Source organism: Sphingobium sp. DN12, assembly GCF_051058005.1.
GTDB classification, from domain to species: Bacteria; Pseudomonadota; Alphaproteobacteria; order Sphingomonadales; family Sphingomonadaceae; genus Sphingobium; species Sphingobium yanoikuyae.
Window position 1 is genome coordinate 2212803 of the sequence record NZ_CP173717.1, and the last position, 12549, is coordinate 2225351.

Consider the following 12549-nt stretch of genomic DNA (forward strand, 5'->3'; position numbering starts at 1 on the left):
ACCGGAAGGGGATCAAGCCGGACCGATTGTCCTGCCCTGGGGCGATGGGGTGGTTTCCTGCCATTCCCCTCCCGTTTACGGGAGGGGCAGCGAGACTTGCGCGCGAAGCGTGTTAGTCGCAGCGGGGTGGGCTTTCGCAACGTCCAGCCCACCCCCTACCCCCCTCCCGCCTGCGGGAGGGGGAACATGTCTGCTTCTGGCCGCTACCCGACCTACCGCGCCTCAGCGCCCGTCATCATCCGCGCCGGCGCCGCCACCGATAACCGTTCGGGTATAATCGATGCGGATGCGGACCCAGGCGCCGACCTGGGGCTTGCCGTCGACGCGGGGCGGGCGCACCAGAAATTGCCAGGCGGCCAGGCGCACCGCGCGACCAAAGCCCGATCCGGTCGGATATTCGCTGATCATCTGGCAATTTTCGACATGATAATGGTCGATCGTCTTGCACGCGACCAGGCCATAGCCCTGCGACGGCGCATTGGCGGGCAGATAGGTCGACAATTCGGCATGGGTCGGCCGGCGATACCATTCCGCCTCGAACAATTGCACGCCGCCCGGCCCCTCGCCCGGCCCGACAATCGCCTTGGCATTGCCGGTGCCGCTGTCGCCGACGCCCGCCGTCTTCTTTTCCATCTTGCCGATGTCGGCCGCGACCATCTGGCGGCTGTCGAGCGTGATGAAGGGGAAAGGCGATGGCGGCTGTACCGTCGGCGTCTCGACCGGCCGGGGCGGCGTCACCACCGGTTCGCTCTTCTGCTTGGGCGCGGCGGTATCCCGCTCGCGCTTTTCCGCCTTCTGCGCCTTGGATTTTTCCTTGTTCGCCTGCTTGGCCGGCTCGATATCGAAGCTCACCGGATTGCGATCCTCGACCTTCTTGGGGTCGATATGCGGCGCCATCGTCAGCAGCGCCAGCAGCAGGATCGCGTTCAGCACCAGCGCGAATGCCAGGCCGCCGGCCCGCTGCCGCAACTTGTCCCAGGGAATATGCGAAATTATCAAGCGTGCCGACCGGTCTCTATGCGTTGCGCGTCATGCCCAGACGGCGCCGGACAGTCAACGCCGTGGCGGCTGACAAATCGGTAATGTGGTTGGATTGGCCGGCCGACGCCCTGTCCGGACGCCCTGTCCGTCAGCAGACATCCTCTTCGCGCACCACTGGCCGGCTCTCGCGCGTGGCGCGCATCCGGCTGGCCTTGTCGTCGACATCGGAGGTCAGCACGACATGGTCGTCATGCACTTCCAGCAGCACCCCGGCAAAGGGAAAGCCCTCCAGACTGCCGGTCACCCGATAGCTGACCGAATCGCCGACCTTGAAGCTGGCCGGGTCCATGTTGAAGCTGAAGGGGCAACTGCCCTCGCCCATATCCTGCATCGCGCTCTCCTGTTTGTTCCGATCCTATCGCGGCCGCAGCGTCCCGATCAAGCATCGCCGCGTCCATTCTTCAGGGCTTTTGCAGCCATCGCCGCCCCGCTAAAGGCGGGGCCATGGATATCTGCCTTGCCGCCCCCGCCGACCTGCCCCTGCTCCACCGCGTGATCGAGCGCGCCTATCGCGGCGACGAGGCGCGGGCCGGCTGGACATTCGAGTCCGACCTGCTGACCGGCGCCCGCACCGATATCGAGGAATTGCAGGAGATCCTCGCCAGCCCGACCGACCGGCTGCTGGTCGCGATCGACGACAAGGGCATGCCCATCGGCTGCGTCCAGATCAGCAAGCGTGACGAGGATGTCGCCTATCTCGGCCTGCTCTGCATCGATCCGCAGCTTCAGGCCACCGGTCTTGGCCGCCGCATGATCGCCGCCGCGGAGGATCAGGCCGCCCGCGATTTCGGCGCAACCATGATCGAAATGACGGTGATCGACCAGCGTCCCGAACTGATCGCCTATTATCAGCGGCGTGGCTATGTGCTGACCAACGAGAAGCGCCCTTTCCCCGTACCGCTCGATCCGCCGCTCGAAATGGTCGTCCTGGCAAAAGCGCTGGCGGCACCCGTTCAACTCAGCTAGGCCCGCTCGCGATGCTCACCAAGCTCTATCAGTGGATGCTGGCCAAGGCCGCTCACCCGCACGCCGAACGTTGGCTTTTTGCCTTCAGCTTCATGGAATCCAGCTTCTTTCCGATCCCGCCGCATCCGCTGCTGGGCCTGATGTGCCTGGCCCGGCCGGAAAAGGCGATCCGCTATGGCCTCATCTGCACCATCGCCTCGGTGCTGGGCGGCCTGCTCGGCTATGGCATCGGCCATTTCCTCTATCAGGCGGTCGGCGCGCAGATCCTGCATTTCCTTGGCCTGTCGGCGAAATTCCCGGTCGCGGCCTGCTATCTGCGCGACTATGGCGCGGAGATCATCCTGATCAAAGGCGCGACCCCGATCCCGTTCAAGCTGATCACCATCACCGCTGGCTTCATCGGCCTGTCGCTTTTCACCTTCCTGTGGGCCAGCATCCTGTCCCGCGCCTTCCAGTTCATGATCGTCGGCTTCCTGTTCTGGAAATTCGGTCGCCCGATCAAGGCGTTCATCGAGAAATATCTGGCACCGCTGTCAGCGCTGTTCCTGGTGCTGGTGGTCGGTGGCTTCGTGGCGGCATCGATGCTGTCGGGCGGCGGGCAGACGAGCGATCGCTGCTCCAATGCCACCATGGCCTCCATCTCCTGATCCGCCGCAAATGAACGCCCAGCTCGCGCGTCATCCCCGGCTTGCTGCCCTGCTCCCCGGCTTCCTCTCGGCGACCGGTTTCGAGCCGCTGAAACTCTGGCCGGTCACCATCGCCTGCTTTGCGCTGCTGATCCTGCTGATCGAGCGCGCGCCCGATCGCCGCGCCGCTTTCCTGCGCGGCTGGCTGTTCGGGGTCGGCCATTTCACCCTGGGCCTTAACTGGATCGCCCACGCCTTCACCTATCAGGACGCGATGCCGCACTGGTTCGGCTATGGCGCGGTGGTCCTGCTCTCGCTCTATCTCGCCGTCTATCCCGCCCTCGCGACCTTGGCTGCCTGGTGGGCCGGGCGCCGTTTCGCCTTCACCGGTCCGGCCTTCCTGCTGCTGTTCGCCGGCTGCTGGATCGCCAGCGAATATGCGCGCGCCACCATCTTCACCGGCTTTGCCTGGAACCCGCTGGGTGTCACCCTGCTGCCGACCGGCGCCGCGATCGCCGCGACGCTGATCGGCACCTATGGCCTAGGCGCGCTGGCGCTGCTCGCCGCCGGCGCCTGCCTGCTCGCCGTGCGCCGCCAGTATCGCCCCGCCGCCGCCATCGCCGTGCCGCTCGTCGCCCTCGCGCTCTGGGGCCAGCTCTCGCCCGCGCCGACGACGCCCGCCGGCGCGCCGCTGATCCGCGTGGTTCAGCCCAATATCGGCCAGGACGAGAAATATTCGGCCGAGCTGGAACAGGCGCATTTCCGCACCCTCGCGACCCTGTCGGGCAAGCCCCGCCCTGCCCCGCGCCTGATCTTCTGGCCCGAAGCAGCGATCCCCGCCTATCTCGACATGGAACCCGAATGGCGCTGGCGCCTCGCCGACCTGATGGGGCCGGGCGACCTGCTGATGACCGGCGCGACCAAGGTCTATTTCAAGGACAAGGGGCCTTATGGCACGACCGAACTGGCCGGCGCCAACAACAGCCTGTTCGTGGTCACCCCCGATGCCCAGCTTGCCGCCCGCTACGACAAGGCGCATCTCGTCCCCTATGGCGAATATCTGCCGATGCGCAGCATCCTCCAGCCGATCGGCCTGTCGCGGCTGGTGCCGGGCGACGTCGATTTCTGGCCCGGCCCCGGCCCGCAAAGCCTGACCCTGCCCGCCACCCTTGGCCGCCCGTCGCTCAAGATGGGCGTGCAGATCTGCTATGAGATCATCTTCTCGGGCCAGGTGGTCGACCGCGCCCATCGCCCGGATTTCCTGTTCAACCCGTCCAATGACGCCTGGTTCGGCAGTTGGGGCCCGGTCCAGCATCTGGCCCAGGCGCGGCTACGCGCGCTGGAGGAAGGGCTACCGATCATCCGCGCCACGCCCACCGGCGTGTCCGCCATCGTCGATGCGCGCGGCCATATTCTCCACGCCCTGTCCAGCCATCGCGCCGGTTACCTCGACAGCCGGCTGCCGCCACCGCTGCCTGCCACCCTCTTCGCGCGGCTGGGCAACTGGGCACCCTTCGCCTTCCTCCTGATCCTGCTCGGGACGGCCCTTGCCTTGCGCAGAGGCAAAAGCTAATAGCCACATAAAGTTTTCTTTATGTTCATTCGTCCGCAAGCACCTTACGGGAGTCTCATGCGTAACCAATTCCTCTTCACCTCGGAATCCGTTTCCGAAGGCCACCCCGACAAGGTCGCGGACCAGATTTCCGACTCGATCGTCGACCTGTTCCTGTCCAAGGATCCCGAAGCCCGCATCGCGTGCGAAACCCTGACCACGACCCAGCTCGTCGTCCTGGCCGGCGAAATCCGCTGCAAGGGCGTCTATGAGAATGGCGAATGGGCACCGGGCGCACAGGAAGAGATCGAAGCGACCGTCCGCGCGACCGTGAAGCGCATCGGTTATGAGCAGGACGGCTTCCACTGGGAGACCTTCCGCTTCGAGAACAACCTGCACGGCCAGTCCGCGCACATCGCGCAGGGCGTCGATGAAAGCGGCAACAAGGACGAAGGCGCCGGCGACCAGGGCATCATGTTCGGCTATGCGTCGGACGAAACCCCCGACCTCATGCCCGCCACCCTCTATTATTCGCACAAGATCCTGGAACGCATGGCGGCCGACCGCCACGCCAAGGTCGTGCCCTTCCTGGAACCCGACGCCAAGAGCCAGGTGACGCTCGAATATATCGACGAAAAGCCGGTCCGCGCGACCGCGCTGGTCGTGTCGACCCAGCATGCCGCCGGCATGGACAATGACGACAGCCGCGCCGAGCTGCGCGCTTACGTCAAGGGCGTGATGGCCGATGTCCTGCCCGAAGGCTGGCTGCCGGGCGACGAGAGCATCTATGTCAACCCGACCGGCCTGTTCGAAATCGGCGGGCCGGACGGCGACGCCGGTCTCACCGGCCGCAAGATCATCGTCGACACCTATGGCGGCGCGTCGCCCCATGGTGGCGGTGCGTTCAGCGGCAAGGATCCGACCAAGGTCGACCGTTCGGCGGCCTACATCACCCGCTATCTCGCGAAGAACATCGTTGCCGCCGGCCTCGCCCGTCGCTGCACGATCCAGCTCAGCTACGCCATCGGCGTCGCCGAGCCGCTCTCGCTCTATGTCGACCTGCACGGCACCGGCACCGTCGAAGCCTCGGCGATCGAAGCCGTGCTGCCGACCCTGGTGCGTCTGACGCCCAAGGGCATCCGCACCCATCTCGGCCTCAACAAGCCAATCTACCAGAAGACCGCCGCCTACGGCCATTTCGGCCGCACGCCCGACGGCGACTATTTCCCCTGGGAAAAGACCGATCTGGTCGACGCGCTCAAGGCGAAGCTGGCCTGAGACCGGTCATCTGACATAAATTAGCAAGGGGCGCGGAGAGCTATGCTTTCCGCGCCCTTTTCGCATGTCCGTCACAAGTTGTTATCGGCCTGTCGAAATAAGACGATTTTCCATCGCATTGTCATGACTCGGGGTTATGATGCAGTGCGGTCAGGAATGGGGGTCCGCCGCAACGTCTGAACGCGTTTCGGAAGGCCAGCCATGCCCAGGACGACCAGCGAACCCACATCATCCACCGCTTCCATCCCGCTTTGGCCGCCGCTCGACTGGTTCGGTCAGGCCTTCGACTATGGCGTCGACGCGCTGCAACGCGCCGTCCTGTTCGCCGACGTCAAGCGCCAGCGCGGCGACCAGTATAAGGCGCATCTGGCCGAACGCGTGCCCCATGTGCTGAATTTCGACGGCGAGATCATCCTGTCCGGCGCCGATCTGCCTCGCCCGGTCAATTATGGCCTGGTCCGCATCACCCCGCCAGAGGGCCTGCCGGTCGACCCCGCCAAGCGCCCGGTCATTGTCGTCGATCCGCGCGCCGGCCATGGCCCCGGCATTGGCGGATTCAAGCCCGACAGCGAGATTGGCGCCGCCCTGCGCGAAGGCCATCCCTGTTATTTCATCGGCTTCACCCCCAATCCGGTTCCGGGCCAGACGGTGGAGGATGTGATGCGGGCGGAGGCCGCCTTCGTCGCCCATGTCGGCGAACTCCACCCTTCCGCCGATGGCAAGCCGGTGGTGATCGGCAATTGCCAGGCCGGCTGGCAGATATTGATGACGGCTGCGGTCTGGCCCGACCTGTTCGGCCCGATCATCATCGCCGGCGCCCCGCTCTCCTATTGGGCGGGCGACAATGTCATGCGCTATGGCGGCGGCCTGATGGGCGGCAGTTGGGCGACGGCGATGACCGGCGACATGGGCGCGGGCCGCTTCGACGGCGCCTGGCTGGTGCAGAATTTCGAAAATCTCGATCCCGCCAACACGCTCTGGAAAAAGGATTACACCCTTTATTCCAAGGTCGATACCGAAGCCCCACGCTATCTCGGCTTCGAGAAATATTGGGGCGGCTATGTCTATCTCAACGATGTCGAAATGCAGTATATCGTCGACAATCTCTTCATCGGCAACCGGCTCGCCACCGCCCAGTTGCTGACCTCGGACGGCATCCGCATCGACCTGCGCAACATCCGCTCGCCGATCCTGGTCTTCTGCTCGCATGGCGACAATATCACGCCGCCACCGCAGGCCCTGGGCTGGATCACCGATCTCTACCGCAACGATGCGGAGATCGTCAGCCATGACCAGACGATCATCTATGCCACCCATGACAGTATCGGCCATCTCGGCATCTTCGTCTCGGCCAGCGTCGGGCGCAAGGAGCATCGCGAATTCGTCAGCGCCATCGACCTGATCGACGTGCTGCCCGCCGGCCTCTATCAGGCGACGGTGCAACAGGATCCCGACGGTGCCCTGCCCGGCGCGGTCGACGATGACGGCCAATATCTCGCGATCCAGCGGCGTGGCATCGCCGATGTCCAAGCGATCGTGCAGCAGGATTTCGACAGCGAACGGCGCTTCGTTGCCGCCCGGCGTGCGTCGGAAGCCAATCTGGAACTGTATCGCCGCTTCGCCCAGCCGATGATGCAGGCGATGGCCAGCCCGCAACTGGCCGACTGGCTGGCGCAATGGCACCCGATGCGCCTGTCCTACAGCTGGTCGAGCGACCATCCCATGGCGCAACTGATCGAGGGCTGGGCCGGTGTCGTGCGCGACAATCGGCGCCCGGTCGCGCCCGACAATGGCTTCCTGGCCGGCCAGACCATGGTGTCGGACATGATGGTCGGCGCACTTGATGCCTATCGGGATGCCCGCGACAGGCTCCAGGCACTCAGCTTCGATACGATCTATGGCGCGCCGCTGGTTCAGGCCGCCATGGGCGTCGCTCCGCAGGATGGCCGCCCGCCCCGTCATCACCCCGGCGACACGCCCGAACATCGCGCCTTCGTTGCCGAGGAAATGGCCCATCTCAGCGCCGAACTGCAGGAAGGCGGCCTGCTGGAGGCGCAGTTGCGGGCGATCTTCCATGTGCTGCGCACCCGCGAACAGACCGACGCCCGCCGGTTCGAGGAGGCACGCCGGCTGCATATCGACATGCTCCCCGCGGGCATGACGCTGCCGCTGTTCCGGGCGCTGGTGCGCGAGCAGGCCAAGCTGCTGCGCCATGATCCCGATGGCGCGATTGCCGGCATTCCCGAACTGCTCGCCCGCGTCGATCCCGATGCGGTCCGCGCCGGCGGGCAAAAGCTTGCCGCCCTGTTCGACCGGGACGAAGGGCTGACGCAGGAGGAGGCTGCCCGGCTGGGCACCATGCTCGACCTGTTCAATGCTGCGGCCGATGCCGACCGTGGCTGAGCCATCCTGTCCGGAACATGACGAAAAGTTCATTGGCCTGCGCCCGCGGAACCGCGCATAGAGAGGGCGTCGGGCTCGCACCCCTGTCGAGCCCGGCACCCTCCACCCAGGGCAACGCCATGACCCGTCCTCTTGCTACCGCCTTCATCAGCCTTGCATTTCTGGTTGGCAGTGCCGCTCCTGCACTGGCAGCTCCCTGCAAGGATGCGAAGGGCAAGTTCGTCAAATGTCCGCCAAAGGCCGCCCCGAAAAAGGGCCCCTGCAAGGACGCCAAAGGTCGCTTCGCCAAGTGCAAGTGACCTGACGAACTGGACAGACCGGTCGGGCCTTGCCTCCCGGCCAGCCTTCGGGTCGCACCACGGCTAGCCAGCTTCAGGGGCCATCCTGCCGCTCTCCCCTGTTCGGCATCCCATGGCCCTTGTGCTCTGCCCCCTTCCCGCTACCTTGCCTGCATGCATGGCGGGAGGGGGCAGATATTCATGTGGTTGCGGATAGTTGGCGGCTTTGCGATGGCAACAGCCCTGCCCCTTGCCCCGTCCGCACAGGCCCGGCCGAGCCCCATCGCCGTAAAGACCGACAAAAGCTGGAAACACAAGCCGTCCGGTATTGCCTTCCCGTCGAAGATTGACGGTTTTGCTCGCAGTGCGGTCGAGGATCTGAGCAACGGCGCGCTCCTCGATACATCGATCGCCTATGACGATCCAATCAGTCGCACCCATGCAAATGTCTATGTCTATCATGCCGCCATGCCGGCCACCGCCATCTGGTTCGATGTCGCGGCCACCATGATCGCGACCAACGACAAATTCGGGCGCCCCGCAGCCCTGGGCGATCCTGTGGCCTTTGCCCTTCCGGGCAGTTCAGTGCCAGCCGGACTGCTCCAGAGCTTCACTATCACCCAGATCGGCCGTAGCAGCGGCGTTGCCGTCATCGCGCTCGGAGAATGGGTGCTAAAGCTGCGCGTCACGTCCCCCGTCCATGATGCAGCCCAGCTCGACGCATTGATGGACCAGATGATAAGCCAGCTCGGCTGGCCCCGCGCGCTGCCGCCACTCGCAACGGCCGTTCCGCTCAAACCCTGTTCCCAACCCCTTGTCTTCGGCGCGCGTGCGGACAAGGTGACAAAGGACGGCGCGTCTGTCATTGCCGGCGCGATGATGGGCAATATCGACCGCAGCGTCAGGGAAAAGGCGGCGAAGAATAGAGAAGCCCCGGGCGCCCCGGCCTATTGCGTCCACCCCGATCGAATACAGGGCCGCCTCCCCATCTATCAGGGCGAGACGAATGAGGGCAGCTATGCCATCCCGCTCGGCGATTCGGGCACCATGCTGGTCATCGCCCGAGACACGCTGACCGCCTTGCTGGGCGGCAAGGATGAAAGTAGCGCCCCCTGGACGGTCACCGTCCGCAAGCTCGACCAATGGCTGCAATATCCCAGCTATGCCAGCGCGCCACAGCCGGTCCAAGCGATCGAGATCGTCCAGTCGGAAAAGCCGCTGTCGACCACCAGCGTCTATGGCAAGCAAAGCCAGATCAGCCTGTCGCCGGACGCCGTTGCCAACTGATAGGGCGCAGGCCGCTTGCTCCATCGGCCTGCCCCCGCTAGTCAGCCGCCCATGACCGCGCATAAATCGGGCGACCCGACCACCCTCAACCGCCTTTATGGCCGCCAGTCCGGGCCCAAGCTTCGCAAGGGCCAGCAGGAACTGGTCGACACGCTGCTGCCCGCCGTATCGGTACCGGCCGAGGGCGACGTCACCGCCGCCGACCTGTTCGGCTATGACCGCCCGCTCCATTTCGAGATCGGCTTCGGCGGCGGCGAGCATATGGCCTATCGCGCCGACATGCTGCCCGACCATGGCTTCATCGGCTGCGAGCCGTTCCTGAACGGCGTGGTCCAGGCGCTCGGCCATATTCGCGACGGTGCGCTCGGCAACGTCCGGCTGCACATGGGCGATGCGCTCGACGTTCTCAGCCGCATCCCCGACGGATCGCTCAGCTTCGTTTATCTCCTCCATCCCGATCCTTGGCCCAAGGCGCGCCATGCCAAGCGGCGGATGATGAACCCCGGCCCGGTCGACATGATCGCGAAGAAGCTCAAGCCCGGCGGCGAGTTCCGCTTCGGCACCGATCATCCGGTCTATCTGCGCTGGGCGCTGATGGTGATGAACGGCCATCCCGAATTCGATTGGCTGGCAAGCGATCCCAAGGATTTCCTCACCCGTCCGGGCGGCTGGCCCGAAACCCGCTACGAAGCCAAGGCCCGACGCCTGGGTCATGAGGTCTGGTATTTCCGGTACCGGCGCATCTAGTGGTCCGAAAAGATTTTGACATTTGCAGACCCATCCCCGCCGACGGGGGATGCACATGTCAAAATCAATCCACTAGGCAAAGACCCGAGAAAATTAGAGATATTCAAGATAGTTAAATCTACCACCATGCGAAGCGATGGCCGAAATTTTCCGCAACGGTGATTATTTTCGTGGTGCCTGAAATCTTGCCATCGCCACCGGAAAGTCAGCAAGCGAACGCGAGGTCCACGCCTCTTTGGGCAGGTTGCCGCTTTCCAAGGGACGAGGGCCTGCAGGTTTTTGGTCGATAATCGCAGCCCGCGTACGAACACGGGAACCGCTCTGACGCGGCCCCATTTACCATCGCTGCAAGCGAACAAAGTCCACGAAAGCCCGCAAGGGCGCCGGCAAATAACGGCGCCCGGAATAATAGAGCCGGGGACCAGAGAAGGTCTGGCACCAGTCGTCGAGAACGGATTCGAGCGCCCCGCTCTCGATATGCGGCTTAAGCCAATCCTCGAACAGATGAACAATTCCAAGGCCAGCCACGGCAGCATCGATCAGCAATTCGCACGCCAGACCAGGCTGCACCACCAGCGGCCCGGTCGGATCGACAACGAGAATTTCCCCCTCTCTCTCGAATTCCCATCCCGGCATGGCCCCGCCGGAAAAACGGCCGCGCAGGCAATTATGGCCCAACAGTTGCTGTGGGTGCGAGGGGCGCCCATGATGATCGAAATAGGCTGAAGATCCAGCCGTAACCAACCGCTGCGTCGCTGGGCCGATGGGGATCGCGATCATGTCCTGTTCAAGCCGCTCCTCATAACGGATCCCGGCATCCGCACCGGATTTCAATATGTCGACAAACCCATCCTCCACCGTCACCTCCACTCGAATATCGGGATAGACCCGAAGGAATGATGGGAGGATCGATGGGAGCACGGTGCGGGCGACATTAGCTGGAACATTCAGGCGCAATGTTCCAGCGGGTCTGTCACGGAAGATGTTGACGACATCGAGCGCGTCGCGGATTTCCGAAAGGGCCGGCGACAGCCGCTCGAATAGCCGCGCGCCCGCTTCGGTCAGGGCCATGCTGCGCGTCGTGCGGTGGAGGAGACGAACGCCTAGCCGGGCCTCCAGCCGCCTGAGAGCGTCGCTCATCCCAGATGCCGAGGTGCCCGAAATGCGGGCTGCATCTCGGAAGCCTCCTGCCCGCACTACTTCCACGAAGGTGGCAAGATCATCGAGTTCCGTCGCCATTGTTCGATTATCCGTACAGCCTGTTCTTATTACTACGACTTATCGTTCGCTGGCCACAAGCCCATATCGCGGTCTCCAAATGAGGAGACAGGACATGATGGATCTTCGCAAAGCCGGCACCTTCAAGCTGGGCGATCATCTCGTGAACCGCATGGGCTATGGCGCGATGCAACTGGCTGGGCCTGGCGTCTTTGGCCCGCCCAAGGATCGCGATGCCGCCGTCGCGGTTCTGCGCGCGGCAGTTGCGGCGGGCGTGAACCATATCGACACAAGCGATTTCTACGGCCCTCATGTGACCAACCAGATCATCCGCGATGCGCTTCATCCCTATAGCGACGATCTCCTGATCGTGACCAAGGTGGGCGCGATCCGCGGCAAGGACGCCTCATGGCTGCCGGTACAAAGTGCCGCCGAATTGCAGCAGGGCGTCGAAGACAATCTGCGAAACCTTGGCCGCGACACTCTCGACCTGGTCAACATGCGCATTATGGGCGACATCCACGCGCCGTCGGAAGGGGCGATCGAGGCGCAGATCGTCGCTCTTGCACAGCTGCGCGAGAAAGGACTGGTTCGACATATCGGCCTCAGCAACGTGACAGAGAGCCAGGTTTCGGAGGCCCAGCGCATCGTCCCGATCGCGTGCGTCCAGAACCAGTATAACCTGGCGCACCGCGCGGATGACGCGCTGATCGACAGCTTGACGAGCCAGGGCATCGCCTATGTCCCATTCTTTCCGCTCGGAGGCTTTTCCCCCATCCAATCGCAGGCATTGGCCCATTTGGCGGATCGCCTGGGCGCTACGTCGATGCAGCTGGCGCTTGCATGGCTGTTGGCGCGCGCACCGAACATGCTGCTGATCCCCGGCACGTCCAATGTCGCGCATCTGACCGAGAATTTGGCAGCAGTGGAGTTGGATCTGTCGCAGGAGGTCAAGGCCGCACTCGAAGCCATTGCGTTCGATCCGGCCCACTGAACCTCGATGATGGGCGCATTCCCGACTGCGGAATGCGCCCTCCCCCTCCCCCCTGTCTTTCGAAATCGGACAGCTTGCGGCTCGATGCGTCTGGTATGGGCGCGAACGGTTCGTCTGCCGCTATTCTCAAACGACATGGGGCTGGCACTCAATCGGCGG

General features: G+C 64.1%; 12 protein-coding genes. 9 read left to right on the forward strand and 3 right to left on the reverse strand.

Going from position 1 to position 12549, the window contains the following annotated elements:
• Positions 1-222: 222 nt before the first annotated feature.
• Together ACI6S0_RS10430 and ACI6S0_RS10435 are read right to left on the reverse strand one after the other, a co-directional pair.
• The gene (locus ACI6S0_RS10430; RefSeq protein ID WP_434405753.1) at positions 223-999 is read right to left on the reverse strand and encodes a hypothetical protein; all 777 of its coding nucleotides are present in this window, start codon (positions 997-999) and stop codon (positions 223-225) included.
• Positions 1000-1129: 130 nt separating this feature from the next.
• The gene (locus ACI6S0_RS10435) at positions 1130-1372 is read right to left on the reverse strand and encodes a hypothetical protein (RefSeq protein WP_004212020.1); all 243 of its coding nucleotides are present in this window, start codon (positions 1370-1372) and stop codon (positions 1130-1132) included.
• A gap of 113 nt (positions 1373-1485) precedes the next feature.
• On the opposite strand from ACI6S0_RS10435, the gene ACI6S0_RS10440 reads away from it, so the two are divergent.
• The 8 genes from ACI6S0_RS10440 to trmB all read left to right on the forward strand — a co-directional run bounded on the left by ACI6S0_RS10440 (position 1486) and on the right by trmB (position 10178).
• Positions 1486-2007 (forward strand): GNAT family N-acetyltransferase, encoded by a 522-nt coding sequence (locus ACI6S0_RS10440; RefSeq protein ID WP_434405754.1) that lies wholly within the window; start codon positions 1486-1488, stop codon positions 2005-2007.
• 11 nt (positions 2008-2018) lie between these two features.
• Positions 2019-2654 carry a YqaA family protein gene (locus ACI6S0_RS10445; protein WP_434405755.1) on the forward strand — a complete coding sequence of 212 codons (636 nt, stop codon included), beginning with the start codon at positions 2019-2021 and terminating at the stop codon, positions 2652-2654.
• A gap of 10 nt (positions 2655-2664) precedes the next feature.
• On the forward strand, positions 2665-4206 hold the full coding sequence (lnt, locus tag ACI6S0_RS10450) for an apolipoprotein N-acyltransferase (protein ID WP_434405756.1): 1542 nt from the start codon (positions 2665-2667) through the stop codon (positions 4204-4206).
• 57 nt (positions 4207-4263) lie between these two features.
• On the forward strand, positions 4264-5463 hold the full coding sequence (gene metK, locus ACI6S0_RS10455) for a methionine adenosyltransferase (RefSeq protein WP_434405757.1): 1200 nt from the start codon (positions 4264-4266) through the stop codon (positions 5461-5463).
• 201 nt (positions 5464-5664) lie between these two features.
• Entirely contained in the window at positions 5665-7866 is a 2202-nt protein-coding gene (locus tag ACI6S0_RS10460) for a DUF3141 domain-containing protein (protein ID WP_434405758.1), read from the forward strand.
• 119 nt (positions 7867-7985) lie between these two features.
• Positions 7986-8165 carry a hypothetical protein gene (locus ACI6S0_RS10465; protein WP_004212013.1) on the forward strand — a complete coding sequence of 60 codons (180 nt, stop codon included), beginning with the start codon at positions 7986-7988 and terminating at the stop codon, positions 8163-8165.
• 180 nt (positions 8166-8345) lie between these two features.
• Positions 8346-9431 carry a hypothetical protein gene (locus ACI6S0_RS10470; RefSeq protein ID WP_434405759.1) on the forward strand — a complete coding sequence of 362 codons (1086 nt, stop codon included), beginning with the start codon at positions 8346-8348 and terminating at the stop codon, positions 9429-9431.
• 51 nt (positions 9432-9482) lie between these two features.
• A complete protein-coding gene (gene trmB / locus ACI6S0_RS10475; protein ID WP_017502318.1) occupies positions 9483-10178 on the forward strand; it encodes a tRNA (guanine(46)-N(7))-methyltransferase TrmB in 696 nt (231 codons plus the stop codon).
• Positions 10179-10514: 336 nt separating this feature from the next.
• On the opposite strand, the gene ACI6S0_RS10480 is transcribed toward trmB, so the two are convergent.
• Entirely contained in the window at positions 10515-11417 is a 903-nt protein-coding gene (locus ACI6S0_RS10480) for a LysR family transcriptional regulator (RefSeq protein WP_434405760.1), read from the reverse strand.
• 94 nt (positions 11418-11511) lie between these two features.
• Here ACI6S0_RS10480 and ACI6S0_RS10485 point away from each other — a divergent pair, with 94 nt between their 5' ends.
• A complete protein-coding gene (locus ACI6S0_RS10485) occupies positions 11512-12390 on the forward strand; it encodes an oxidoreductase (protein ID WP_434405761.1) in 879 nt (292 codons plus the stop codon).
• The last annotated feature ends 159 nt before the right edge of the window (positions 12391-12549 follow it).